22 protein-coding genes are annotated in these 26,147 nt (G+C 33.3%); 7 read left to right on the top strand and 15 right to left on the bottom strand.

Annotation, left to right across the window (positions count from 1 at the left end; genetic code table 11):
* Positions 1 to 164: 164 nt before the first annotated feature.
* From AVL50_RS09715 to AVL50_RS09705, 3 genes are all read left to right on the top strand, one after another.
* Entirely contained in the window at positions 165 to 1,289 is a 1,125-nt protein-coding gene (locus AVL50_RS09715; protein WP_062616301.1) for a type I restriction endonuclease, read from the top strand.
* Positions 1,290 to 1,497: 208 nt separating this feature from the next.
* On the top strand, positions 1,498 to 2,814 hold the full coding sequence (locus tag AVL50_RS09710; protein WP_062616300.1) for a pentapeptide repeat-containing protein: 1,317 nt from the start codon (positions 1,498 to 1,500) through the stop codon (positions 2,812 to 2,814).
* 64 nt (positions 2,815 to 2,878) lie between these two features.
* The gene (locus tag AVL50_RS09705; protein WP_157491238.1) at positions 2,879 to 3,388 is read left to right on the top strand and encodes a hypothetical protein; all 510 of its coding nucleotides are present in this window, start codon (positions 2,879 to 2,881) and stop codon (positions 3,386 to 3,388) included.
* A gap of 270 nt (positions 3,389 to 3,658) precedes the next feature.
* Here the strand turns inward: AVL50_RS09705 and AVL50_RS09700 are convergent, their stop codons facing one another.
* The 4 genes from AVL50_RS09700 to AVL50_RS09685 form a co-directional block, all read right to left on the bottom strand.
* Positions 3,659 to 4,318 (bottom strand): hypothetical protein, encoded by a 660-nt coding sequence (locus AVL50_RS09700; RefSeq protein WP_062616298.1) that lies wholly within the window; start codon positions 4,316 to 4,318, stop codon positions 3,659 to 3,661.
* 106 nt (positions 4,319 to 4,424) lie between these two features.
* Positions 4,425 to 5,357 (bottom strand): NAD(P)-dependent alcohol dehydrogenase, encoded by a 933-nt coding sequence (locus tag AVL50_RS09695; protein ID WP_062616297.1) that lies wholly within the window; start codon positions 5,355 to 5,357, stop codon positions 4,425 to 4,427.
* 66 nt (positions 5,358 to 5,423) lie between these two features.
* A complete protein-coding gene (locus AVL50_RS09690) occupies positions 5,424 to 5,993 on the bottom strand; it encodes a Crp/Fnr family transcriptional regulator (protein ID WP_062616296.1) in 570 nt (189 codons plus the stop codon).
* A 31-nt stretch (positions 5,994 to 6,024) separates the two neighbouring features.
* Positions 6,025 to 6,576, bottom strand: coding sequence for a GNAT family N-acetyltransferase (locus AVL50_RS09685; protein WP_062616295.1), 552 nt, complete (start codon positions 6,574 to 6,576; stop codon positions 6,025 to 6,027).
* 1,062 nt (positions 6,577 to 7,638) lie between these two features.
* On the opposite strand from AVL50_RS09685, the gene AVL50_RS09680 reads away from it, so the two are divergent.
* Positions 7,639 to 9,843 carry a SulP family inorganic anion transporter gene (locus AVL50_RS09680; RefSeq protein WP_063850640.1) on the top strand — a complete coding sequence of 735 codons (2,205 nt, stop codon included), beginning with the start codon at positions 7,639 to 7,641 and terminating at the stop codon, positions 9,841 to 9,843.
* A gap of 117 nt (positions 9,844 to 9,960) precedes the next feature.
* On the opposite strand, the gene AVL50_RS32715 is transcribed toward AVL50_RS09680, so the two are convergent.
* From AVL50_RS32715 to AVL50_RS09625, 11 genes are all read right to left on the bottom strand, one after another.
* Positions 9,961 to 10,701 (bottom strand): M15 family metallopeptidase, encoded by a 741-nt coding sequence (locus AVL50_RS32715; protein ID WP_082795740.1) that lies wholly within the window; start codon positions 10,699 to 10,701, stop codon positions 9,961 to 9,963.
* Between the two features lie 57 nt (positions 10,702 to 10,758).
* Positions 10,759 to 11,307, bottom strand: coding sequence for a hypothetical protein (locus tag AVL50_RS09670; protein ID WP_062616294.1), 549 nt, complete (start codon positions 11,305 to 11,307; stop codon positions 10,759 to 10,761).
* 386 nt (positions 11,308 to 11,693) lie between these two features.
* Positions 11,694 to 12,842 carry a hypothetical protein gene (locus AVL50_RS09665; protein WP_062616293.1) on the bottom strand — a complete coding sequence of 383 codons (1,149 nt, stop codon included), beginning with the start codon at positions 12,840 to 12,842 and terminating at the stop codon, positions 11,694 to 11,696.
* A 533-nt stretch (positions 12,843 to 13,375) separates the two neighbouring features.
* On the bottom strand, positions 13,376 to 14,104 hold the full coding sequence (locus tag AVL50_RS09660; protein WP_256366114.1) for a DUF6438 domain-containing protein: 729 nt from the start codon (positions 14,102 to 14,104) through the stop codon (positions 13,376 to 13,378).
* 158 nt (positions 14,105 to 14,262) lie between these two features.
* Positions 14,263 to 14,448, bottom strand: coding sequence for a hypothetical protein (locus tag AVL50_RS33325; protein WP_062616291.1), 186 nt, complete (start codon positions 14,446 to 14,448; stop codon positions 14,263 to 14,265).
* Positions 14,449 to 14,930: 482 nt separating this feature from the next.
* The gene (locus tag AVL50_RS09650) at positions 14,931 to 15,656 is read right to left on the bottom strand and encodes an SDR family oxidoreductase (RefSeq protein ID WP_062616290.1); all 726 of its coding nucleotides are present in this window, start codon (positions 15,654 to 15,656) and stop codon (positions 14,931 to 14,933) included.
* A 124-nt stretch (positions 15,657 to 15,780) separates the two neighbouring features.
* Positions 15,781 to 16,188 carry a DUF4345 family protein gene (locus AVL50_RS09645; protein ID WP_062616289.1) on the bottom strand — a complete coding sequence of 136 codons (408 nt, stop codon included), beginning with the start codon at positions 16,186 to 16,188 and terminating at the stop codon, positions 15,781 to 15,783.
* A 244-nt stretch (positions 16,189 to 16,432) separates the two neighbouring features.
* Positions 16,433 to 16,957 (bottom strand): DinB family protein, encoded by a 525-nt coding sequence (locus AVL50_RS09640; protein WP_062616288.1) that lies wholly within the window; start codon positions 16,955 to 16,957, stop codon positions 16,433 to 16,435.
* Between the two features lie 65 nt (positions 16,958 to 17,022).
* Positions 17,023 to 19,014: a T9SS type A sorting domain-containing protein gene (locus AVL50_RS09635; protein WP_062616287.1), complete on the bottom strand. Its 1,992-nt coding sequence runs from the start codon at positions 19,012 to 19,014 to the stop codon at positions 17,023 to 17,025.
* A gap of 310 nt (positions 19,015 to 19,324) precedes the next feature.
* Entirely contained in the window at positions 19,325 to 20,872 is a 1,548-nt protein-coding gene (locus AVL50_RS09630) for a CHASE3 domain-containing protein (protein WP_062616286.1), read from the bottom strand.
* Positions 20,873 to 21,818: 946 nt separating this feature from the next.
* The gene (locus AVL50_RS09625; RefSeq protein WP_062616285.1) at positions 21,819 to 22,820 is read right to left on the bottom strand and encodes a LacI family DNA-binding transcriptional regulator; all 1,002 of its coding nucleotides are present in this window, start codon (positions 22,818 to 22,820) and stop codon (positions 21,819 to 21,821) included.
* Positions 22,821 to 23,218: 398 nt separating this feature from the next.
* Here AVL50_RS09625 and AVL50_RS09620 point away from each other — a divergent pair, with 398 nt between their 5' ends.
* The 3 genes from AVL50_RS09620 (at position 23,219) to AVL50_RS09610 (ending at position 26,128) form a co-directional block, all read left to right on the top strand.
* The gene (locus tag AVL50_RS09620) at positions 23,219 to 24,064 is read left to right on the top strand and encodes an amidohydrolase (RefSeq protein WP_062616284.1); all 846 of its coding nucleotides are present in this window, start codon (positions 23,219 to 23,221) and stop codon (positions 24,062 to 24,064) included.
* 76 nt (positions 24,065 to 24,140) lie between these two features.
* Positions 24,141 to 25,091 (top strand): aldo/keto reductase, encoded by a 951-nt coding sequence (locus AVL50_RS09615; protein WP_062616283.1) that lies wholly within the window; start codon positions 24,141 to 24,143, stop codon positions 25,089 to 25,091.
* A gap of 5 nt (positions 25,092 to 25,096) precedes the next feature.
* Positions 25,097 to 26,128: a zinc-binding alcohol dehydrogenase family protein gene (locus AVL50_RS09610; protein ID WP_062616282.1), complete on the top strand. Its 1,032-nt coding sequence runs from the start codon at positions 25,097 to 25,099 to the stop codon at positions 26,126 to 26,128.
* Positions 26,129 to 26,147: the final 19 nt, after the last annotated feature.

The following is a 26,147-nucleotide window of genomic DNA, read 5'->3' as shown; positions in this document are numbered from 1 at the left end:
TCAAAACAAGATGTTTACTTCAATAATTTGCCTATTCGAATAGTGAAATATATAAATCAGACTTACTCACTTTGGATAATTCCATCCTATAATATTGTATAATATGTATTGATTGTTAATTTTACAATAACTGTTACTGTTCTTAGTATTAAAATTTTTTATTAATGGATCTAATAGACAAAGTAGAAGAAATTGCCGATAGAATCGGTAAAATGAAAGAATCCGTGCAAACTGAAGAGGCATCAAAGAATGCTTTTGTAATGCCTTTAATATCCGCATTAGGATATGATGTATTCAACCCATTTGAAGTAGTACCAGAATTTACGGCTGACATCGGAACCAAAAAAGGTGAGAAAGTAGACTACGCTATTCTAAAAGATGAAAAACCAATTATCATCATTGAATGCAAACACTGGAAAGAAAAGCTTGATGTTCATAAGACTCAACTTCACCGTTATTTCCATGTAACAGACGCAAAATTTGGACTCTTAACAAATGGAATAGAGTACAGATTTTTCACGGACATTGAATCTCCTAATAAAATGGATGATACACCGTTTTTAACTGTAAACTTTGAAGATTTTACAGAAGGAGATATTGGAGAACTTAAAAAGTTCACTAAAGATAAATTTGATGTAAGCAATATTCTTTCTGCAGCATCTGACCTGAAGTATTCTAAGCAGTTAAAAGCTGTGATCAAAAGAGAAATGTCAGATCCTTCAGATGAGTTTGTAAAATTGCTATCAAATGATGTTTATGCAGGCCGTATGACTCAACAGGTTAAAGACCAGTTCAAAGTTCTAGTTAAAAGAGCTGCAAAGAATTTCATCAATGACTCCTTAAACGATAGATTAAAGTCTGTTATGGGAGATGATTATGATTCAGCAATAAGAACGCAAGCTCCTTTACCAGCTCAACAAGCCAATACTGCTGCTGTTCAAGTATCAGAAGATGTTGCTGTAGCTGAAGAGCCTGAATTAACAGAGGCAGAAAAGAAAGGTATCTTCACAACAGAGGAAGAATTAGAAGGATATAGAATTATCCAGGCAATTGTAAGGAGAGTAGTAGGACTTGAAAAAATTGCATATCGTGATACCAAATCATACTTTGGAGTATTATTTGAAGATAACAACCGTAAGCCTGTTTGTAGACTTCATTTCAATGCTAAGCAAAAGTATGTTGGTACTTTTGATGCTGATAAGAATGAAACTCGTAATCCAATTTCTGACCTTTCAGAAATCTATAATTATGAAAGTGAAATTTTAGATATTGTTAAATCATATTTATAATATAGGTTCAGTATTCTCATTGATAAAGCATTGAGAATACAAGAACAACAGTTTCCCCTTAACATCAATTGTTTTGGGGATTTTTTATATAACATGCTATATGTTAAACTAAAAATAAACTGCATAAGCCTGTCAATTGATATTATTTAAAAACCACTTTTTCATTATATTACATTTTACTCAATGCTAAACTTACTTCTGAACTAAAATGAAACAACTTCTACTTTCTATTATTCTTGTTTTATCTCTAACTGATCTTTTTGCTCAGGAAGTGAAATATAATGTACCATCTGGTATTTTTTATTTGAATAGAAATTATGAAAAAAAAGAGGTTGAGTATGATTCAGTGAAAGAAAAAAAAGACATAATATTTAGAATACTTGGAATAAAAGATAAATATTTATCAGATGAAGTTTTTTATGACGTTCAATTTCATTCAAATGTAGATTTTGATTACACTCAATTTCATTTAAATGTAAATTTTGATGGAGTTCAATTTCATTCAAAAACAGCTTTTAGAGAGGCTCAATTTCATTCAAATGCAGGTTTTAGAGTAGCTCAATTTGATTTCTTGGCAGACTTTGATAATGCTCAATTTCATTCAAATGTATATTTTAATGGTGCTCAATTTGATTCCTTGGCAAATTTTAATTATGCTCAATTCCATTCATTTGTAGATTTTAATTACGCTAAATTTAATTCGGGTGCATATTTTAGAAAAACTCAATTTGATTCCTTGGCAAATTTTTATGGAGCTCAATTTAAAGGAAAGGTAAATTTTGATTATACTCTTCTTCCGGATACTATAATTTTTGACCATACCACTACAGAAAAGATTATTGATCTAACTTTAAGTAGATTAGATTCTAATAAACGGGAATGTGTTATTAGTCTCTTCTCAACTAATATTGAAAAATTTAAATTTGATTATAATCTGTTTAAGATATATCATGATACAACTAGAAACTATACAGCTACTGTATCCATTTATGAGCAGGTAATGGCCATGCAAAAAAAGTATGGTTATACTAGTGGCTATGAGAAAGCTGATAAAGAAAAAAAGGAGTTTGTCTATTTAGAAAAGGCTAAAAAAGGAAAATGGGCCTATATTAAGAATAATACTCTGAACTTCTTAGATAAATATTGGTGGGATTATGGTTACAATAAAACATTGGTATTCAGAAATACATTAGTCATTTTCTTTTTATTCCATGTGATCAATATTTTTGCAATTTATTTCCATCGTTATTCATATGAGACACATAAGAAAGCAGTCATTCACTATAAATCAATTATTGAGATTTATAATATTGAGTCTATTCAATATCTACTAGACTCTGAATACTGGTTTATAAGAAAGATATATCATCCCTTTTTGTATACAGCTTTTATTTTCTTTGGATTGAAATTAGATTTTAAAGCCATTAATTACAGAAATGTACCCTTTACGTTGTTAATTTACATTGAATATAGTGTAGGCTTAATATGTCTAGCTTATTTAGCTAATACGATTATAGTTGGATAATGAGAAAAAATCATTTTACTCCAAATATTTAAAACAGCGATTAACACAGATAATTACTTCAAAAATGATATTTAGTTGTACACAAAAAGTCATTGAAAAGACAAAAAAACATTATAAAACAGAGAAAGAGAAAGCAGAAGTTGGAGCAAACAACTGGTATGTGAATCTCTTATCAATTGGAAGAAAGAAAGGACTTTTATTTGTTCATTCTGAGACATTATACATGACTTTTATAGAAGATGCTACTATAAAAACGATTAAAAATCTGCAGTTCATATTTATTAATCAACTAAGAGAAGATCTTATGAATGCGGATTTTGATCCTTCATCTGTAGATGCATATCTTTCAAGTTCTCCTAGTTTACAGATAAGTAAAACCAACTCTAGAAGAGTTTTAGGAGTAATGAATGAAATAAACTATTATTTTCCAATGTATTTTGAACCAGAAAGTTCTCGAATAGAATTACTCAAAACACTGAATGGTATACTCTATACTTATCCTGGTGCTGAAAATAAGAAGGAATATAGATATCCAGTTAAAGAAATGGAAAAACTATTGTCTTCTATTAAATAATTAACATCTCGCCCGATATTGATCGAAATAGGTATAAACTCAAGTTGAATATAACGTATCACCGAATGTCTTTTAGAGAGATCAAGATCCCGTTAGGAAAGAAACTATTTATGATTCAATGAATGAACTGAGCCAGTATTCTTAGAATACAAGAAAAATTTGTCAGATTTTACTTTTAATTGAGCACACTTTGATTTAAAGGTGGATTTTTGTGAGGCACGCCATCAACAAAATATTCGACTATATAGGATGTTTAGCAATAGAAGATTCCTATCCTTCTTCATGCCTTTCCGATACGCCTTTTGTTGTGTATTTCCAATCAAACCCATGCATAAAGATATCTATTAACTCTTTTGCTTTTTGGTAATCAATAGAGTGGATTCCGAGGTTATTATAAAACTCTATATAGCTATCGATATTAGAGTAGTAGAATTTCCGTTTTGCTTTTTTGGTCAGTATCTCAAAAGTTAATCCACCACCACAACCAATAGCTAATATTTCCCCATTGGGGGTTTTAAGCGCATTGTCAACAACTCTTTGGTCTCTAATATTCAATAAACCTTTGTCAACTATATTTTGCCACGAAGTTTCCCAATTTTTGGGCAAATTGATAGATTCAATAATGTAATTGTCCTTATCACAGCTACTTATTATATTATAGCAATAATACTCAAGGGATTTCGCTTTAGTTTCACCCGATTTGAATTGAATGAGCTGTATCATTTTGGTTTGGCCGGTAGCATAATTGCTCTTCCAAACTCTTAATTCGTAATTAATTTCCTTAAAGTTTGCTTTCCCTGCAAATCCAATTGAATCAAGATAATGCGTCAACTTCAGCCTAAATTTTCTTTGATGATCTATTTGTGGAATTTGCCCGAATAAATTGCCTGTAAAGGAGAAAAATAGGGCAATGATTACAATGCTTTTCATGTACTTTTATTGAAACTTTATGAACTCATAATCATTAACCCACGATTTAAATCGTGGGTTAATGATGAAGTAATAAATAGTGTCACTATCCAATATATAAAAAATATTACATTTTAATAATGACCTTTCCAACCGCCCTAGACTGCTCCATATACTGATGAGCTTCAACGATGTTTTCTAATATAAACTCCCGGTCTATTTTGACTTGTAATTTTTGTTGTTCTATCAACTTCATCAAATCAGCTAAGGCTTCTTGATGAGGTTTTACGGCTACAAATTCGGCATGTTTGCTACAGAGCATTTCTTTGATCATGGTAGGAGAAGGTGTAGTGCCAATATATGTGCCTTTTTGGGTGAGTAAGTGTTTTGTTTTCTTTAAAGAGGCATTAAATACAACATCAAAAATGATATCATACTTTTGGGAGGAATTTAGAAAATCCTGTTCTTGATAACTGATTACATGATCAGCTCCCAACGCTTTACAAAATGCTAAATTCTTTGAACTTGAAACACTTGTCACTTCAGCTCCATAAGCCTTAGCAATTTGAATGGCCAAGTGACCGACTCCGCTACTTCCACCATTAATCAGTACTTTATCTCCTTTTTTTAGCTTGCCATTTTTTAGTAATGCGAGCCATGCTGTAGTGCCTGCCATGGGCAATCCACCAATGTTTTTTAAATCAATTCCATCAGGAATTCTGACTACATGATTAGTTTTTACTTTGACGTATTCACTGAGTGAACCTCCTTCAAAATTCCCTAAAAGCACCACCACTTTATCACCAATTTCAAACCCTTTGACATCATCAGACTTTTGTTCAACTATACCCGCCACATCAAAACCTTGTCGGGTTCTAGGCCTCAAAAGCCCTGAAAAAACTCTAAGATCACCCTTCCTGTTTTTCCAATCAACAGCATTTAGAGAAGAATAATGTACTTTGATCAGCAGTGAATTTTTCCCTTTGATAGAGGGTTTGAGTTGCTCCTTTACCTGCAAGACTTCACTACTTCCGTATTTGTGATATACTACTTGTTTCATAATCGTTTTGTTTGTTTGGACAAAAGTAGAGATGCTTTGATAAATAAATCTTTGTCTACACCAAGATTAAACTTTTACAGAATTCAGAAGCTTGGAAAAGTTGGTAGGGTTCATACTGAGGTAATTTGCAATGTCTTTGTGAGGAATCATATTAATCAGGTGTGCTTCGCATTCCATAAACTCCTCAAACTTCTCTTCAATTCTTAAGGTGGATTGTTTGATAAACCGGCTATTGATCGTGTTGACCAAGCCCATCAAAGCGGTCAGTAGAAACTCAAAAATTTCATGATGTTGCTTTTTCAGAACCTCAAAGTGCGGGTGTGATAATCGATAAAATTCACTTTTAGTAATGCATTCAAAATAATATTGAGAAGGTTGCTGTGTCAGGAAAGATTCTGGAGCACAGGTAAAGTGATTGGCCTGCGTAAAGGAAATGATTGTCTCTTTCCCATTGTTCAAGTAATATGCTTTTTGTACTCCTGAGACTGTAAAATAAAGATACTTATCGGTCTTTTCGGGTACAGAAAGTAGGCTTCCTTTAGGGTACTCCACTTTTTCCCAGCATAAAGTAAATTCGTGAAGAACTTCTTCAGAAAGAGGAAAGGTATTAGTGATGGCTTGTTTAAGTTGATGCATTGAGATGAAGGTTTCACTATATCATTTTGTCCTAGTACTTAAGTTCAATCGAAGCACTATATAAATTTTCATCAAAATTTTTGTTGAACCAAGAAAACATGATACTATCCTCAAAAATACCATCAAAATTTCTTGTTTTTAATTTCATGATTCCTTCTTTTTGGAACCCAATACTTTCATAAAGTTGTATCGATTTATTGTTTGAGCTCCTTGCTTCTAATTCAACCCTGCAAATATCAGGTCGATGGTTTTCAATAAATTGAAGGAAATGCTCAAATATCTTTTTCCCATATCCTTTGCCTTGATATTTGTCATGTACAACAACGGTAATTCCAGTTAAAACATGATCAAAAATTTCTATTCCATATTTTTGAGCATGTATCTCAGCAATTAATTGATTATCATCAAAACCTAATAAATGTAGCCCCCCGTTTTCAGTAGAACAGCTCTTCATAAAGTTTTTTACGTATGATTCAGAGATTTCATGCGGACCTCTTGCAATACCTTTTCTGTATTGAGCAACGTTTGTGTACAACTTTAAAATTGCATCACGATCAAAAGATTTACTTTCTCGAATTATCATAGTGTTAGTACATTGTAAACTAAATTACCGTGAACTTTCAGTCAATTATTCTACAGGTTTTTATGTCCTACTTTCAACTTTTCTTCTTCTTCATTTTTCCATTGATGAAAAACGAAGCAAAAAATCTAGGCTTTGAAGTCAAAAGCTAAATTCCATTCCTCTCGCCTCAATGATTTTAAACTCGCTTTGCTCAAACAAGAAAATCATTTTTAACGGCTCAATTCATGAAATTCTTAACGCTTTTCCCTTCAATGCCAGGGGGAGTACTACCAAACTATAATGGTAGAAAGCTCAATGGCGCGAATGTTAAGCGTTAGCTTCATTCGTGTCCTTCAGATCATCAGAAATCTCCTGATTTCTAAATACTATAAATAACGAAAACTTAGTTTACAGTGTAGTTAGTGTGCTTGTATAAAATTTTTCCTATTAGAAATGATCTTTTATTGGAAACAATTGCCAAAGATTCATCAAATAATAGGATAAGTTTAGTTTTAAAAATAGAGAGGGATAAAGGACGTTTTCTCTCATGTAGAATACATCCTTTTCTTAAAGTTATACTTTACTAAATAAGCTTCAAATATTTTGTAATACTTTTTCCAATAAGTAGATGCTTTTTTATTAGAAAAATGAATTTCAATGCACACTCCGGAAAAATCACCTCATAGATCCCAAAAAATGAACTAATTCATTTTGAATACAGTTTAGAGTATATGTAACCTTTAAGAGAAAAGACTTCTTTCAGAACGATCGAATGAGCATTTTCTGAAATTTGAAACTATACTGTTTTTATACATAAAATTCCTTGTCCTATATATTGTGTGTTACATAGGGAATGTCAAAAATGACACTTGGAGTTTTGTTTTTTTGTTATACGAAATAGATGCGATTGTGATCCAAAATACTACTGATACACATTGTTTTAGTGTAGAAAAACCAAACCTAATAAGGTGATCCATTAATAATTTTAATGATTGTTATAAAATCTATTAATAGTTTTTATGCTATTAATCTGAAAGGGATTTCAGAATTTTGAGTTCAGTTTGAAAATACAATAAGGAAATAATGATTAATAAATCCATCAAATCCAACTTCATATCTGGTTTTTTAGTTTTTCTAATTGCACTCCCACTTTGTTTGGGAATTGCAAAAGCAAGTGGCTTTCCACCTATTGCCGGAATTTACACTGCTATCATTGGAGGACTAATTGTCACTTTCTTATCGAAAGCACCTTTGGCCATCAAAGGACCAGCAGCAGGATTAATTGCCATTGCCATTAGTGCAGTGGAAGAGTTAGGAGGCAATGATCCTATTTTAGGTTATCAACTTACGTTGGCAGTCATTGTAGTTTCAGGAGTACTTCAGATACTTATGGGCTTCGCCAAGTTTGGTAAAATGGGCGATATGTTCCCGATTTCAGTGATCAGAGGTATGCTGGCCGCTATTGGTGTGATTATCATCAGTAAGCAAATTCATGTGATTATGGGTGTGGTACCTGAATCAAAATCTCCTTGGGGATTATTGGCTGAAATTCCACACAGTATTTTGCATCTGAATCCTAAAGTAACCGTCATCGGTGTGCTAAGTTTAGTTTTGCTGTTTATTCATCCGTACATTAAAAATACTACTGTAAAAAAATTACCCGCACCACTGCTTATTTTGCTACTCGCTATTCCGTTAGGCTTTGTTTTTAATCTTTCTCAACAGCATAGTTACAGCGTAGGTGAATTTGAATATGCAATTGATCCATCGCAGTTTTTGGTGGTATTACCAGACAGTTTTTTAAGTGGTATTACATTTCCTGATTTCTCTCAATTGTTGACATACACTTCTATCAAATACATTTTGATGTTTGCACTTGTGGGAAGTATTGAATCGGTATTGAGTGCAAAAGCGGTTGATGCCTTAGATCCAAAAGGAAGAGTAACCAATTTAAATCAAGATTTAGTAGCTGTAGGTATTGGTAACACAATCGCCGGATTGATTGGTGGTTTGCCGATGATCTCAGAGATTGTGAGAAGTTCAGCTAATATAAATGCAGGAGCTAAAGGGAGGATGAGTAATTTCTATCATGGTCTTTTCCTTTTCCTATTTGTCTTGTTAGCGGCGGCGGTAATTAAGACGATCCCAAACGCAGCTTTGGCGGCAATGCTTGTTTTCACGGGGTTTAAATTAGCTTCGCCAAAAGAATTCAAAAAGATCAACAGTGTTGGTATAGATCAGTTATTGCAATTCTTGACTACCTTGATGGTTACTTTAGCAACAGATCTCTTAGTAGGTGTAGCGGCGGGTATTGCTTTAAAAGTGATGATAGAACTCGTACAAGGAGTGAAAATTAAAGAAATGTTTGATTTGAAAACGCAGGTTTCTGCATCAGAAGATGGGTTGGTGATTAAATTCACTGGAGTAGCTTCTTTCATCAACTATCTTAAATTTAAATCGCTCATAGATGCCCAGCCTAAAAATCAAAAGATTGTATTAGATTTTAGCGAAGCATTTTTTATAGATCACACCTTCTTGAATAACATTCATAATATTCAAAATAAATTCATGAAGGAAGGAGGAGAATTAATAAAAACAGGATTTGAAAACCATCATTTCCAATCTCCACATCATTTATCTTCAAGAAGGAAAATTACTAATCCATATTTACAAGCAACGCCTCAATACGAATTATCGAAGCGTGCAGGCATCATTCAAAATATGGCCCTGGTTCATGAGTTGGATTTTGAAGCTAATTTAAGTCCTTCTTTTGTGAGACCTTACTTGAGTGCCTTTTCAATTCTATCAAGACTACGCAGAGCAAAGAACTTTATCCTTGGTACAAGAGAGCATTACAGCTTTATGATTTGCGATATCACTTATGTGAACGTGAGCGATTTCTCCACGGAAACAAATACGGCTACAATTGCATTGATTTTTAATATTGCCAAAGGCGGAGTACCAGATTTTTATACCAAAGAAAAAGGAGATTTATTTGATTTTGTGACACAATATGACTTTGATCTCATGCCAAAATCAAACAATATGCCTTTTAATGTGTTTGGTAATAACAAACAACTTGTTGATTCATTCTTCACTCCTCAGATCACACAGTTGATTGCTGATCAACCTTACAGTATTGAGTGTAAGCGTAGAGAGATGTTGATTCACAAGGATTGGGAAATGATTTCTGAAGGTGAATCATTAGAAAAGATGTTAGACTTCGTAGATCAACTAGCTTCAGAAGTGGTGAAGAAGAGGTTGGAAGAAGCTCAGAAAGTGAAATAATAATTTAGAATACATTTATATATTTTGAAGGGTTCCAGAACTTTGTTTTGGAATCCCTTTTTTAATGTAAACCTTTCTGAGTTTCTTAGACTTTATCATTATTACTATGTTTCTAGATTATAATGATAAATATGGTTTTACTGTAAATTCGTTGTTTTTATATTTACTTTCAAGCTGGTTGATTGTGTACCCCAAATTCTTTTCAAAATGTGGATAATCTTTAAATTTACTCCAATCTCCACCCCATTTCCAGCCATACTCTTTGAATACCGAAACTATTTCTAACCAGTCACTAATATTATCATTATCAAAGTCTTTATCTATATCCCAGCTTACTGATTTGTCTGGTCTTAATAATACAATATCTACAGCTAGACCATAATTATGATATGATCTTCCTTCTTTTGCATATGTTACTTTTGGTCCAGGTGAAGTTCTTCCTTTAGCATATAATTGCCTTTGAGTTTCAAAACTTCTTAGTACATCTGTAAATCTAACTCCTACTCCTCTATTAAGAATTTCTTTATAGATCTCATTTAATTCATCTCTTAATAAAGGATGAATAGTTTGAATTCTATTGAGTGTAATATTGTCAGGTTTTACACTTGTTGGTAAAGGCTTTATAGCGTTAGAAGTATCAGATTCAATCAATGATCTCCAAGTTAATGGACCAACTATGCCATCTGGTACAAGTGCATGTCCTTGATGATCAACATTCTTTTTTTTGAATTGTATTACACTATTTTTTGTTTGCTCATCAAAATCTGAATTTATAGCAACGATGATTTTATGATAATTAAGTAGGTTTTGAAGGATAGTAACTTCAATGCCTCTATTTCCTTTTTTTATTGTTTTCATAGTATATTTTTAATTGGGAAGTTATTTCTTATGACAGATAGTATTAAGAAGAAGAATTTAAAACTTTATCTGCAATGCATTGAGTACTCTTTTAATCGGAATTGCAAATGCTTTATCCTTATAGTTATGACCATCTGGCTCACCCGCTCTATGTAAAGCAACAGCTTTAAAGTTAACTTCTTCATCAGTTACCCATAATGAACCAGAGTCTCCACCTCTTGAGATCTCGTTGGAAGTTGGTTTATCTGGATTAGGAATAATAGTCACAGTATTATTTTTCACCTTTTGGATAATCCCGAAAGTATGACCAGTTCTTTGTCCAACTTTTTGAACTTTCATCCCTTCTTTAGGCTCTACATAATCTGTTATCTTTCCGGTAAGCCCATAAATACTATTTTCTTTGTCAATTTGCCTATTATTAATATTAATTTCAAAGACGGCAAAATCATTCTGCTTACCACTTCTACCTTTTCTCAAAATATTGCCAATCACATATTTGGAGGTTCTACTTTTAGTTGCAGGTTGTATGACACTATACCCAATTTGCTTATTTAAAATATGTCGGTTAGTTAAACCTAACGGTTTGTTTGTTTTCTTGTCATACACGATACATGCTAATGTACCAATACCATTTTTACGTTTACTTTGTATCTGAATTCCTCCAGTTAGTAATTCAGCTCTCTTTTTAAGGGATTTGACATTTTTTATTGTGTTGATTTTAAGTTAAAAATTAAATAATAAAGAACATTCTATAATAAGATCGATTTGTGATTTTAATAGGGAGTGTTATAAGTATTCTAATCAAGTTTTAGCAATTAAGTTAAATGGAATATATCAAGTCTGTCATTTAATTATTTGAATCAAATCTATGATTCGTTGAAGTAATTTCATTCGCTAAAATTATTATGAATTCAGATTGATCTTGAACAAGAAAAAAATTATAAAGGTGGAAGTCTTACCACAATAAAATTGAAAGCTAATCTGACAGTTTTTTATTGCAAATCCACTATTATTTTTGTTTCAAAAGCATATAGAACATTTTTGCTATCAATGAATACAATTCGATTTGGAATGTTGCTTTCTTCCTTTTTATTGAGGTAAAGTGTTAAACAAAAAGGTTCATCTATTTTATCATTTCTATGTTGCACTTTCATTTCTTCTATTTCAGGATGTTCTTTTTTCAATACATCGACCTTTCTATTATCTCTTAAATACTCATTGATAACTCTTTCTTGACCTGCATCAGTCAATTTTAGGAAACTGTTATAAAATTCTTCGGATTGGTCTTCTTGTTTACTATCATTCCCTTTTTGATTATCAGGAAAAAGAGCGTCTTTGATTCGACTTAATATTTCGATGGAACGACCAGAAAAGAAACCTAAAATAAAACTTAGCACTATTGTATTACTGGGAGTTGGAATTAAACCTGATTCTTGTCCAAGAAATTGTTCAGCTCCTAAATATATTATTAATACTACGATTGGTGCGTAGAATAATTTGACAATATAAATAACTGTTTCATTTGAATTGAACTTACCTTGTCTAATATATTCAGTCATAAAGTATAAAGAATTACATATGACCCCCATCATTGCACATAAAATAATTTCAAGAAATACCCAAGAGTCTTTTAAGAAAAAGTATGATTCAGCTTCAAATATTCTCTTACTCAAGTTAAGTTCGATATGTTTATGCTCAAAGGGGAAAAATCTTGTTTTAATACCAATACTCCGATAATAATCGTTTATCAAATAACTTCTTGAAAATTGTTCTAGGACTTTTGTAACAGAATCTATTTTATTATTTAACAAGGAATCGTTTTCATTAGCCGCTCCATTTTTTAATGTTTTCAACATAAGTGAAATTTTTTTGATATTTTCTATATCAATAGAATCTTCTCTGTTTGAGTTATTATTGGGTAGAGGGAAATCTTCAAAATTGTAATTTTCAGTATATTTTATATTGTTTAATCTTTTTACTTCTTCTATCTCAGTACTTTTAAGTAAAGTTTTAATTCCTTGATGTTCAGAGTTAAATATGTGTAGGGTTATATAGCTTGTAATTAATATAACAAATAATATTAGATAAATAGTAACAAGGAAAAACCCTCCTTTCCACCCAAATTTTTTTAGAGCTTGCATAGTATTAGCATTAGTTTTGTTTTAAAAGAATAAAGAATTTTTTGTCTAAAACATGATATAATTGGAGTTATAGCTCTTTTCTCATGAGTTTAATTAGCGGTAAAAAATTCAGTTTAATAGCTGTGATATGAGTAGCAAATTGCTTATTTGTTCATCCAATAAACTTAATAAAACTTAACAATCCAAATATTTAATTTCATTTTTCTAATTACTTATTAGTAATCATCTTATCCTTTTATGAGGATAACGGATAAATCGAATAGCGTAAAATAATAGCGAGGAGTATAAATGTTGTTTCGGATTTTTTTTGTTAATGGGTACGTTTGAGTAAGCTAAGTACTAGGTCAAAAATAAATCATAGTTAATTTTGAATTTGTACTTAGAGCTTGTTTGAAACATCTATTTTAGTAAAAATCCACCCTTTCAGAACGTGAGTTTATTAATTTCATCAACTATAGAACCACTATTTTTTCAGAAATTAATTTCCTCACATCCTAAAATATTAACTAACGATTTATATATGATTTTTCATCTTAGTATTCATTCTCTTTTTTGTAGAACAGACCGCTGATATTATTTTCCGTAATATAGTTATATCCTATATCATAAGTCATTATCTGCCCATTTTTAAAGAAAATTTTATAATATCTTCCATCTGTTTCAACTTTATCAAAATTCTTGATCATTTTTTCATAAGATTCACCAAAAATATGCCTTGGGAAATAAGTATAATTTCGGGCTAATTCAATAGAGTATTTAGGTTTAAACGCTTTATTGGTGGTTTTTGCTTCTTGTAGTTGTAAATAAAGAAAATACCCTTCCGCTTTTGTTAATCTTAATGTAGAATCTCCTCTATTGAAAGTGTAATAATCTCTTTTTGGGTAAATATCATTGACCTTGTCGACCTTTGTTAAAGGTGTATTATTAATAAAAGGCAACAAGTAAGCATAGGCCCACCTCATTTGTATTGATGCAGACCCTCCATAATCATCAATGAATTTTATTATTTTTCCATTTTTAATAAATAAAATAGAGACTGTTTCATCATCATCGCTCCCATGATCATAATGATTGTTTAATGTATCCCATCTTGTTTGGGCAAATAGTTTTTCTACTTCGTCAAGGTCAAGCACATCACCTTCATAAAATCCCTTTTTGACAAGATATTTATTTCCATAATATTTGATGTATTTGGTTTCGAAATTAATAGAAACATCCATGATAGGGCATACACCATAACAGCCAGTTCTTGATAAAACAATTTGATCAAAATTGTAATTTTCAGAGAGTTGAAAATCATCAATTTTTCTCCATTGAAACCTGTATTCAGGTTCTTCTTCAATTAAGTCATCATCAACATATGTTACTGCTAGAGTATCAATTTCTTCTTTATGAGTTTTTTTTGAATCCCTAGATCAACCTAATCCATAAAAATTAATGAATCTCCCTTTTTTTCAAACCTCCACCTCAAAATTTTATGGAAGTTGTATTTATCTTCTAAATAAAATGAATCACCTTTTACCCAAAAATGAGTGTCACCACTTTTAGGGATACTCAATCGCCGTTCTCCAAGTGTATCATAAAATCTGAAACTATAGCCTTCCATGGTCATAAGGGTGTCAGAATGATCAAAATATAAAATTGAACTGGGTGTGTAGGCTAGGCCAAACCTATTTTTACTTGTATGCCAATACCCTTCTATTCCAAGACTGTTTTTTTCCTTGCAACACACTAAAACGAGGCAAAGTATACAGAGAGAGACTATATTATTGGTGTTCATCTTATTTCACTTTGAGGTGATTGAAAATCATTAACTTCAACTTTGTTATGTGAGCCATTCAATAGTTTATTGTGTTTTACTAACGAGTAAAGGAAGGAGTGGTACTACTGTCAAAATCTTTGTTATTTGAATGTAATGTTTAATGATAATATTTTGCTTTAAGAGTATCAAAAATACCACTGTTCAGGAGGATTTCAAATAGTTAACAAGCTTATTTTTGATGTATTACAAATTATAGTATATAATAAAAGCGGTGACCAACAAAAGTCGGAACACCGCTAATTATTTAGTTATAACTCCTAAAAGTATTAAGTTCTAGTTCTCCCTGTTGGGCGAGCATATAATCCAATATCATCAATCTTCACTCGATCTGGCATTTTGAAAACAAATGCAACAGTTTCAGCAAGGTCTTCTACTTGAAGAATATCATAATTTCTGTCTTCCTCTTTTTCTGGTGCCGGTGTTTGAATGAGGGCAGGGTTGAGGCTATGTACTAAAATTCCATGTTCATATACTTCTTCCTGAAGTGCATCAGCCAAACCAACTACTCCAAATTTAGAAGCACAATAAGGTCCTGCTTGTGCGTATCCTCGTTTGGCAGCTTGAGATGCAATATTCAAAATACTCCCTGATTGTTGTTGGATCATGGTTGGAAGAACTGCTTGCATCATAAAGAAAGTTCCTTTTAGATTGGTGTCGATGACCATATCCCAATCCTCTTCCGTGGTATCTTGAATTAAACTACCAACGCCAAGCCCTGCATTGTTGACCAAAAAGTCAATTGTTCCAAATTCATCAACAGTTTGCTGGGCAACTTCCAAGCAGTTGGCTTTTTTACGAACATCTAAAGAAAGTGCTAATGCTTTTCCCTTTCCAATTGCATTCAGTTCTTGAGCAGTGGGTTCAAGATGTTCTTTGCTTCTTGATGCAAGCACAACGTTGACCCCTTCAGTAATTAATTTGTGAGCGATAGCTTTTCCCACTCCTGTGCCACCACCTGTAATAATGGCAGTTTTACCTTGTAAGTTTTTCATTTTCGTATTTATCAGTTCCTTTTTTAAAGGAAAAATTTATAGTGACCTCAAAACTACATTAGATGTGATAAATCATCAAAATAATGTACACAATTCAAGTCTTTTTATGGCGGATAAATACTTTTTATAAAGAGTTACGAATGGAAAAGAGGTACCAAATTAATAGCGTCGGCACTAACAAAAGTTCAACACTTAAAATAGCATAAGTCATCACTTCATTTCCTTTCTCAATACCAAATTGTCTAGTGGAAATAAATCGGCCAATACCACCAATAATGATGATTGAAAAAGCCAAAATGAGTGCATGATCATACCTCTTCAAATTGGTAATGAATAGGATTAAAAAGGTTCCAAAACCCATCCAAATAGCTCCTAAAAAACGGATGGTGAAATTAAGCGTAGGATCTTTTACGTTATCTCCTAAGTGTTTCCCAAAATCACCTTCTACAGAAGCTCCATTCCATAAATCATTTGCCCCAGTTGTGATGGCAATAAGACCTAACAAACCAACAACTAATCTAAATACAAGCATATTATTTTAATTAATGATCAAAGAGAGTTTGACTAAGTATTGAATATAATGCAAATGGATGGAATGAGAAATACCTTGATGTTTTTAGTTATAAGTACAAATTCAAAATTATCTAATACTAATTTCTATTTATTGTTTTGTGATTACTTCCTTCAAAAAACTTTCAATAGAACCACTATTAATACATTTTTTTGCGTTGTACTCTCAAAAAATAAATTAGAATTAACTATGATTTATTTTTGACTTAGTACTTACTTTTTAATCCAAAATCATGTCTTTTCACTACTAATCTTTTTAAAATTCCAATTTGACCACAGTGCCACATCGTATGTTTTATATTCCAGTCTAAGGCTTCCAATTTATTTTTTGCTATGGGATGGGGTACTTGTGTGGGCTCAAGTTTTGCATTGAGTTCATTCTCTGATAGTTGAGAAATAATTTCAAGAGATTTTTCTTGTACTAATTTAAAATGCTCTAACAATGCTTTTGGATCTGTTTTTCCTACACATTCTGATGCATGTGCCTTGACAAATAATTGGGCATATTCTTGGATTGGGAACTTTTGATAAAGGTCGGTTTGAGGCCCTTTAATAGTCATGATAGAATGGAAATTAAAGCTTAAAAGTAAATGTCCTACTTGCCATGTGAGATTTGTATTAAGGTTTTCAGGAGTATCATCCCATTTTTCAGAAGGAAATCCTTCTACTAGTTGATTTGCCCACTTGTAAGCATCTTTCGTTTGCCAAAGAAGAAGTTTAGTTTGTTCCATTTGTTATATCTATTTTAAGCCACAAACCCGTCATAAAAAACAAGTTTGTGGCATCATAATGACGATTATTGTTTAATCAGCTTTTTAGAAGATACGCCTTCAGAAGTTTGAACCTCTAGGATGTATGTTCCAGCTTGCAGGCTAGAAATATCAATATGCTCTACAGCTTGTTCTATTTTAATCAGTTCTTTTCCTGATAAGTCCAAAATTCGGCATGAGGTGATTGCACTAAAGCTATTGATGTTGATAAGGTTAGAAGTGGGATTAGGATAGATTTCTATATCTTCTGAAGTTCCAAACTCCTCACTTCCTAAAATTCTACCGAAAGATAATCCTTTATCTGGATCAGCTTTACAGGCAACATTATTTCTGATAATTCCATACTGTCTGCTTTCTTTCCAACCAGTACATTCACCATGTAATCCATGTTTTACATAATAATAGCTTCCTGGTTGAAGGATATAACTGAATGATTGTTCTAGCGTAGAATATTGGTAAGGAGAAGGGAGTTGCCACCAGTACAAACTTTCTCTTAAAATCTCAGTTGTCGTACCAGGGAAATATTCAATAAGATGCCAATCAGAGTAAGGGTTTGTCGCAATTGGCTGATTGACGCCTCTTACATGAACTTTGTTACTACACACTCTATAGCTAAATGCAGGATCTAAATTGCTAACCTCTAAATTCAGACGGATCAAAAAGGATTGATACATATTGGATGTATTGGTAAGATTAGACACACTTGTGCTAGGATCAGCATCAATGGTGATTCCAGAAGCGTATGATCCTATCAAATGAACACCGCATTTATTGACCTTAGAAATATTAAATAGACCTACACCTGAAGTAGCGTTGAACTGATATTCTTTAATAAAAATACCTTGCGTTTTTTCATATTGTCGGATCTGGAACTGAACACTTGAATTTTGTACTGAGCAAAAGATATTGTCTTGGGGATCGATGGACAAGTTTCCAACATTCAAAGACGATAATCCTCCAGTCATCGCTGTCACCCATCTAAATTGACCGGCAGAGGTTAAGCTCAATAAATAATCATCATTTGTTCCACTCGCTGTCACAAAAGACGTTCCTGAGTTAGGATCAAAATCTGTTGTACCCGCAAACGCTCCATATAAATAAATATTATCCTCGGAGTCGAGTTCTAGGTCGGTCAGTTTGTTCACAGGACCATTCAGGTAGAAAGTCTTTACATACACCACATTATTGTTGGGATCAATTTTTTGAATGTAGGCTGATCTATTTCCAGCACTGTCATCAAAAGTACCTGAACAGTATACATAGTTATCCGAACCAACTTTAATACTGTTTGGTTCATCTCTGTACAGTAAACCAGTGGTGTTTACCCATTGGAATTGTCCATATTTGTTGAGTTTTACTACGAAAATATCCACAGAACCACCCACAGAGGAATGAATATTACCCCAGCCAGGAGCAGGTGTAAAGTTGGTGACATTAAAATAGAACCCTGTGGCATATACATTCCCATAACTATCTACATCCACATCAATTGCCTCATTGATACCATTGCCTTCTGCGGTATATACCCACAAAAAGTTACCGTTGGGATCGAGCTTTAAAACAAATGGGTTTTCATAGTAAATAGTATTCATGATCAAAGCTGTTCTATTCTCTGTAAGACTAGGATGAGGATTGAAATCTACAGTGCCATTGAAACGTCCAACAATGTAAATGTTACCTTCCACATCTGTTCTCACTTGACGAGTTTTAGATTGTCCAGGTCCAGAAAGTGCTTTTGCCCACAGAAAGTTTCCATTGATATCCAGTTTTTGGATATAGGTTACAGTTGTGTTTGTTGTGAGGGTAAAAGTTGACGTTGGGCTAGGATCAAAATCTTTATTCCCGAAGAATCGTCCGACACTCACAACATTGCCGGCTGTGTCTGAATCAATAGAAATAGGGCCGGAGGTACTGGGTTGCATGCTATTAATAGCCCAGTCGAGTTGAAGGTCACGTTGGGCAAAAGAAGTTTGAGTGATGAATAGCAATACACCGAATAGCAAAATTTTAGTTTTCATTTTCAAGAAAGTTATTTAATGAGTAATAGTTTTCAGCGCAAAGATAGAAGTCTATTGATAGGTTTTGTTATGTTAGTTCGTTTATTTTTAGCTCATTAACATAAAGTTCCGGAGCGAAAATGGGAGGGTTTCGTTTATATATTTTCGGTTGGTGTTTTGGTGTTAGATTTGTTTTTAGGGAAGTTTTGATACTCAAATGCGAATTGAATAAAAAGACATTTTCCAAAGAAAAATAACGATACTCAGTGCTTGATATTTAATTGTTTTTTCTATCAAACTCCATGTTATTAATACTTTTATTCTAATAAGTTTATTTTGCGATTGTAAAATAAAAAGTAGACCCTTTTCCTACTTGGGAAGTAAGCCAGATTTTTCCATTATGCATTTCTACAACTTTTTGGCAATGAGCCAGCCCAATACCTGTACCTGAATACACATTTCGAGTATGTAGTCTTTGAAATATTTTAAAGATTTTGTCAAAATGATTTTCTTCAATTCCAATACCATTATCGGATACCGAAAATTGATAATTATCTATTTTTTCTTCAGAATTAATGGTGATCACAGGTAGTGTTTGTTCTTCTGTGTATTTTATGCCATTTACAATCAGGTTTTGGAAGAGTTTGATCAAATCAAATTTATAGCCACTAATTTTTAAAGGTTTTCCAACGTAAGTAATACTCGCCTGTTTTTTTGTGACAAGACCATGTAAGTCGGTTTTTAAATCAGAAATTAATTTTTCAACATCTATATCAGTCTCTCCTGTTCTTTTGCCAATTCTAGAATATTCTAAGAGTTCTTTGATCAAATCTCTCATTCTGTAAGAGCATTCATCTATTACTTCAATACTTTTCTGCCCTATATCACTCATTTTATCTTTTTCTTGCTTCAATAAGCCGGAAAACGATATTATGGAGTTTAATGGTTCCTGCAAATCATGTGAAGTGATGTAGGTGAACTGTTCAAGTTCTTTGTTTCTGTTTTCAAGATTGATTTTAATTTCATTGAGGTCTTTTTCAATTTGTTTACGGAGTACAATCTCATTTTCTAGTTCATTTTTTGAGACAATTGTTTTATTCAGTTTATTTAAAACGGACTCAATAAAACGTGCTAAAGTACCAAATTCGTTTCTTGACCGGATATTGAATTTATGCTCTAAATCTCCTTTTCCTACCCGCTCTAAACCTTCTCTTAATGTTTTAAGTGGTTTGTTGATTGCATTATAAATACGTAGAAAAACAACAATGATAATTATTGTAGTGAATGCAAATAAACTGATAAGTAGGTTGAAAGTAGTTTTTTTTACTTTTTCCGGTTTCTGACTTCTTACCGACAATAACAGCAATTCTTCACGTTCAATTTCTGCCATTTGGATCCGTATTGAATCCATAAATAATTTTCCGGAATCATTGTCAACAATTTCTTTTGCTGCTTCAAAACCATAATTTGTTCTCAGGCGAATTGTAAGATCTAATTCCTCAATTTTTTTATCAACCATCAACCTAAGGGAATCAATCTTAACTGTTTGCCTGATATTATCAGCAGTAAGTTCCCTAATGGAGGTCAATTCTTGGTAAATAACTTTCTTACTATTTATAAAAGGTTCTAAATATTCTAATTTTCCTGTAATTAAATAACCTCTCTGACCAGTTTCTAAATCCACTAATAAAGCCTCAATATTGCCAAGTTGAGTAAGTACTTCTTGTGTATGCACCACCCAATCGGCACTTTTGATGATTTTATTCGAATTGATGTGGGAGATATAAATAGAAACAATAACGGAGATAGTTACAATTGCAAAACCGATAAGAATTTGCGTGGTTATATTTAAACTATTCGAGTTTTGGGTTTTAGCCATTCTATAACGATGTTTTAGACTCGTGGTTAGGTTTCAAAGTTCATATACCTTGAGCTTTTTTAGTAGCCTTAATTTATTACCAACATACACTAAACTACGAGAGTTGGGCGGTATATGAAGTTTTTAGCTGATGCGTTTACCTTCTATGAAGGTCAACTTTAATTAATTAAATATAGTTCATTTTTACAGGAGGGTGCAAGTCTCTTATGTATAGAGTACAATCTTGAAGTAAAGAATGAAAAAATATCGGGTTATTTTCCTAATTCAATTGTTTTGGAGGGCTGTTTCTCCACTGTTTGTAATGTTAAGCGATAGCGTCATTTCGAACTCGTGAATTGTTATCAGTACAAATTCAAAATTATCTAATACTAATTCTATTTATTGTTTTGCGATTACTTCCTTCAAAAAACTTTTAATAGAACCACTATTAATACATTTTTTAGCGTTGTACTCACAAAAAATAAATTAGAATTAATTATAATTTATTTTTGACTTTGTACTTAGTCTTCGACTTATAACAACTACATAGTTTGGCTTGTTTGTATATTACAGTCAACAATGTGTTTTGATATTAAGTCATTACCCCGAATAAAATTTGCCGTAATTATGCATTGAAGCTATGCAAGTGCTAGGACTTACATCGTGTACATAGTAGCGTGTACGGTGTGTAAGTCCTAGCACTCGCAACCTGTACGTCCCAGCATGTACAGTGTGTACATGCCGGGATGTACTGTCGCAATGCTTTATCTATTAGAAGGAGTTGTCCTATACTCATGGGAAAGAGGGTCCCATAGTAATGGGAAAAGGTGTCCCCTCTATATGGGAAAGACTGTCCCATGTATAGGGGAAAGCGTTTCCCCTTCTGACGCAAGTGTTAAGCCGATACTTGTGTCTAACAATCGGAAAGTTTCCCAACTTACGCATAATACGTATTGTAAATTATCATCTAACAACTCTCTCTTACTACCAGTTCCGTATCAATTACCACATGTTTGTGTTCATACTGTTTTTCATACTCGAAGAGTAACTCCAAGGCTTTTTTCCCCATTTCAAAAGAGGGTTGTTTGATGGTAGAAAGTTTTGGAGTCGAGTAACGTGAAATAGGTTCATCGGCATAACCAATAATGGCAACGTCTTCTGGCACTTTTAATCCTAAAGTAGTGATGGTTTCTAAGGCCATAAAAGCAAGGTAATCACTAGAGGCAAAAATGGCAGTGGGAGAATTATTGGAAAGAAGCTTTTCTTTTAGGGCTTCTTTGGGATTATGTTTGAGGTTGCCACTGATCACAAGGTCTTGGTCGAAGTTGAGATTTCTTCTTTTAAAAGCTTCAACAAAGCCCATATAGCGGTTAAAGGTGGTGGAAATACCTTCGTCCCCTTTCATATGAAGAATTTTTAGATGACCTTTTTCTAGGAGATAATCTACGGCTTTAAATGCACCAGAAAAATCATCAGTAATAACGACGGAAGTATCAATGTCTTCACAAATTCGGTCTAACAAAACAATAGGAATTCCTTCGTCCCTAATGTCATTGAGATAAGAATAGTCTTCCATATCTTGTGAAAGGGCAATAAGAATTCCGTCTACTTTGGCATCGGCCATAGAAAAACAAGCTTTCTTTTCTTGCTCATAATCTCTGCCTGAAGTAGTGATCATCATTTGATACCCCAATTCTCTTGCTACTTCCTCTACACCATGCAACATCATGGAGAAGAAGTTATGGTTGAATTCTGGGATAATGACGCCCACTGTTTTAGTAGACTGTTTTTGTAAATTCCTCGCTACCATATTGGGGCGGTAATTGTATTTCTTGGCAAGTTCCTGCACTTTCTTTCTGGTTTTTTCAGAAATACGTTCACCACCATTCAATGCCCTCGAAATAGTAGTGGGAGAAACACCAAGTTCTTTGGCTAAATCTTTTATTGTTACACTTCCTTTTGTTTTCATACTGTTGCTTTTATCATACAAAGGTCTAAAAATCTCCTTTAAACCCTTGCGCAAACGTTAAACTTTTTTTGTGTTAGTGTTGATTATACATTTGTATTGTTGGTAAAAACAAACGGCAAAAAGAGAAGGTAATACTATTGCTTTCTATGAAATGATAGACATACAAAAGAGGATATAATCCACAGTAATCTAGTACTGATATTATATCGATTGAAATGAAATATTGATAACTACTTTAAAAGTATAACCTTTAGAATTGGATAAACTTTAGATGGACGACTACACATTTTGTTTTGAAACAGGATGTAGGAACGTGAATCTTTACGGTAGCACACATCAATAGAATATTTACAGTCACTCCTCTTTTATTAATAGGAAAATATTACTCTGATATACATATGAAAAAAATTGATGCTCACCATCATCTATGGAAGTATTCTCCTGTAGAACACGCATGGATTGATGACTCGATGTCGGTCTTGAAGCAAGACTTTCTTCCTAAAGATTTATGGAAGGAAATGGAAAAAGCGGGCTACAGCGGATGTGTTGCAGTACAAGCAAGTCAGACGGAAAAAGAAACGCAATTTTTATTGTCAGAAGCTAGCGTTAATCCTTTTATTCTAGGTGTCGTAGGATGGGTGAATTTACGTCATAGCAATATCAGAGAAAGATTAAATTACTTCTCTCAATTTTCTGATTTTAAAGGCGTTCGTCATGTATTGCAAGACGAAGCTGATGATCAGTTTATGTTGCAGGAAGATTTCTTAAAAGGAATTGAAGCATTATCTGAGTTTAATTTGACATACGATATTCTAATTTTCCCTAAACATCTACCCTATGCATTGGAGTTGGTAGAAAAATTCCCTGAACAGCCTTTCGTAATTGATCACATTGCGAAGCCCGAAATCAAAGATGGAAATTTCTCGCCTTGGAAGGAAGATATAGAAGCCGTTGCAAAACATGAAAATGTTTATTGCAAACTTTCAGGCATGGTCACAGAAGCTGATTGGCAAAACTGGACAGAAGAAGAACTTCATCAATATATCAAAATAGTGGTTGATGCATTTGGAGTGGATAGAGTAATGATTGGTTCAGATTGGCCGGTATGTAAATTGGCAGGAGAATACAGCACTGTAATGCAGGTCGTTGAGAATTACTTCACCAGCGAAGAAGACAAGGCTAAAGTACTGGGAGAGAATGTTTCACAGTTCTATAACCTCATTAAAAAAGAAGAAGTGGTGTAGTGCCTGTTCTTCATAAAGAGGCAAAAAGTTTAAAATTGATTCACATCTATACTTTTAATTATAAGAGTTTTTTGAAATGATAAATACACTAACTAAACCAAATTATCAAGCAGACGCGAACACTGATAATTATGGATTTTCACACGGATCACGATTAGTTTTAGGTTGCTCAGGACTTGGAGGAGTTTGGGGAGCAGTAGAGGAAGAAGAATCGGTAAAAGTTATCTTAAGTGCATTGGAAAATGGGATAAGCACTTTAGATACAGCTCCATCTTATAACAGATCAGAAGAATTTGTTGGAAAAGCACTAAAGCAGTGGAACGGTGAACGTCCATTTATCAGTACTAAAATTGGTCGTCTTTTCGCCGAGAAAGCGGATGAATTTAAGCTAGACTATACTAGAGATACTATGCTGAAAAGCATGGAGAATAGTTTAGAAAAACTGAATGTAGACTATGTAGACGTATTATTCTTGCATGAGCCTCATATGTTGCCTTATGATAAGCAGGAAGATATTGTGGCTACTTTATCTTATATCAAAGAGCAGGGCATGGCCAAGAAAATTGGTGTAGGAGGTAATCCTGTAGATGCATTCTATCCTTTCTTTGATTCAGGAATTTTTGAAGTAGTATCAGGCTTTATGAAAATGGACGCATGTAATATGTCTGCTTTCGAAAAAGACATTCCTTACTTCCAAGAAAACAATATAGCTTACTATGCGGCTTCCGCTTTACATATGGGATTGTTAGGAGCTCGTTTTGATAAGCTTTGTGAAGAAAGACCAAACAATGAGTGGATTTCTAATAAAGATGTAGATACAGCAATTGAGATTAAAAAGATCGCGGATCAAAACGGGATGGATATAGCGGAGTTATCGTTACGTTATCTGATGTCTGTAAAAGAGGCGTCAAGAGTAGTGGTTGGTTCAAGAAAGATTGAGCAGATCGAGTCTACAGTGGATTGCTGGAACAAAGGATCTTTATCAGAAGACCTATTTAATCAAATTACAAACTATATCTATAAGTAAGAAATATGAAAACGATAATCTTAAATAAACCTGGTGAATTTGAAGTAAGTGAGATGGAAAGTCCACAAGAAACTTTAAATGCAGGAGAAGCTTTAGTAAAAGTACACAGAATTGGTATTTGCGGTACAGATTTACACGCTTATACTGGAAAGCAACCTTTCTTCACTTATCCTAGAATTTTAGGTCATGAGTTGGGGGTTGAGGTGATCAAAGTTGCAGATGATGTAACAAACGTTGAGGTGGGTGATAAGTGTTCTGTAGAACCTTATTTCAATAAAACGCAGGATCATGCAGTAGAAAGAGGTTTCACAAACTGTGGTGAAAATATCTCTGTATTTGGTGTACATGAAGACGGTGGAATGAGAGAATATTTCAAAATTCCAGCACAATATCTTCACGTTTCCAAGAAACTAAGTTATGATCAATTGGCATTAGTAGAAACGTTAAGTATTGGTTGTCATGCTGTAAACAGAGCAAGAGTAAATGCAGAGGATACAGTAGTAGTAATTGGTGCAGGTCCAATTGGAATGGGTGCCTGTCAGTTTGCAATGGCGGCAGGTGCAAAAACGGTGATGATGGACATTAATCAAAGTCGTTTGGATTTCTGTGATAAGCACATCAAAGTAGACGGTACTGTAGAGGTTCACCAAGAAGTGGCAGAAACAGAGAAGAGAATCCGTGCTCAGTTTGATGGTAACTTGCCAACTGTAGTAATTGATGCAACAGGTAATAAGCATTCAATGGCTAATACATTACAATTTACAGCAGCCGCAGGTCGTATTGTATTTGTAGGTTTATTCCCAGGTGATTTCTCATTCCATGATCCTTATTTCCACAAGAAGGAACTGACAATCATGGCAAGTAGAAACTCATTGCCATCTGATTTCGATCAAATCATTGAGATGATTGAAAACAACCAGATAGATACTAATCCTTGGATTACTCATAAGGTGTTATTTACAGATATAGCGGGTCATTTTGACAGCTGGCTGAAACCAGAAACGGGAGTGATAAAAGCAATGTTAACTCTTTCATAGAAGTAACGTAGGGGTAGAC

The sequence above is a fragment of the Flammeovirga sp. SJP92 genome, assembly GCF_001583495.1.
Classification (GTDB): domain Bacteria; phylum Bacteroidota; class Bacteroidia; order Cytophagales; family Flammeovirgaceae; genus Flammeovirga.
The sequence above is the reverse complement of the archived record's forward strand: the minus strand, read 5'-3'. Positions and strand labels throughout refer to the sequence as shown.

Bases quoted from the DNA above. Each gene is read 5' to 3' on its own strand.
- AVL50_RS09715 (WP_062616301.1), top strand. From the start codon at position 165: ATGGATCTAATAGACAAAGTAGAAGAAATTGCCGATAGAATCGGTAAA.
- AVL50_RS09710 (WP_062616300.1), top strand. From the start codon at position 1,498: ATGAAACAACTTCTACTTTCTATTATTCTTGTTTTATCTCTAACTGAT.
- AVL50_RS09705 (WP_157491238.1), top strand. From the start codon at position 2,879: ATGATATTTAGTTGTACACAAAAAGTCATTGAAAAGACAAAAAAACAT.
- AVL50_RS09700 (WP_062616298.1), bottom strand. From the start codon at position 4,318: ATGAAAAGCATTGTAATCATTGCCCTATTTTTCTCCTTTACAGGCAAT.
- AVL50_RS09695 (WP_062616297.1), bottom strand. From the start codon at position 5,357: ATGAAACAAGTAGTATATCACAAATACGGAAGTAGTGAAGTCTTGCAG.
- AVL50_RS09690 (WP_062616296.1), bottom strand. From the start codon at position 5,993: ATGCATCAACTTAAACAAGCCATCACTAATACCTTTCCTCTTTCTGAA.
- AVL50_RS09685 (WP_062616295.1), bottom strand. From the start codon at position 6,576: ATGATAATTCGAGAAAGTAAATCTTTTGATCGTGATGCAATTTTAAAG.
- AVL50_RS09680 (WP_063850640.1), top strand. From the start codon at position 7,639: ATGATTAATAAATCCATCAAATCCAACTTCATATCTGGTTTTTTAGTT.
- AVL50_RS32715 (WP_082795740.1), bottom strand. From the start codon at position 10,701: ATGAAAACAATAAAAAAAGGAAATAGAGGCATTGAAGTTACTATCCTT.
- AVL50_RS09665 (WP_062616293.1), bottom strand. From the start codon at position 12,842: ATGCAAGCTCTAAAAAAATTTGGGTGGAAAGGAGGGTTTTTCCTTGTT.
- AVL50_RS33325 (WP_062616291.1), bottom strand. From the start codon at position 14,448: ATGGAAGGCTATAGTTTCAGATTTTATGATACACTTGGAGAACGGCGA.
- AVL50_RS09650 (WP_062616290.1), bottom strand. From the start codon at position 15,656: ATGAAAAACTTACAAGGTAAAACTGCCATTATTACAGGTGGTGGCACA.
- AVL50_RS09645 (WP_062616289.1), bottom strand. From the start codon at position 16,188: ATGCTTGTATTTAGATTAGTTGTTGGTTTGTTAGGTCTTATTGCCATC.
- AVL50_RS09640 (WP_062616288.1), bottom strand. From the start codon at position 16,957: ATGGAACAAACTAAACTTCTTCTTTGGCAAACGAAAGATGCTTACAAG.
- AVL50_RS09635 (WP_062616287.1), bottom strand. From the start codon at position 19,014: ATGAAAACTAAAATTTTGCTATTCGGTGTATTGCTATTCATCACTCAA.
- AVL50_RS09630 (WP_062616286.1), bottom strand. From the start codon at position 20,872: ATGGCTAAAACCCAAAACTCGAATAGTTTAAATATAACCACGCAAATT.
- AVL50_RS09625 (WP_062616285.1), bottom strand. From the start codon at position 22,820: ATGAAAACAAAAGGAAGTGTAACAATAAAAGATTTAGCCAAAGAACTT.
- AVL50_RS09620 (WP_062616284.1), top strand. From the start codon at position 23,219: ATGAAAAAAATTGATGCTCACCATCATCTATGGAAGTATTCTCCTGTA.
- AVL50_RS09615 (WP_062616283.1), top strand. From the start codon at position 24,141: ATGATAAATACACTAACTAAACCAAATTATCAAGCAGACGCGAACACT.
- AVL50_RS09610 (WP_062616282.1), top strand. From the start codon at position 25,097: ATGAAAACGATAATCTTAAATAAACCTGGTGAATTTGAAGTAAGTGAG.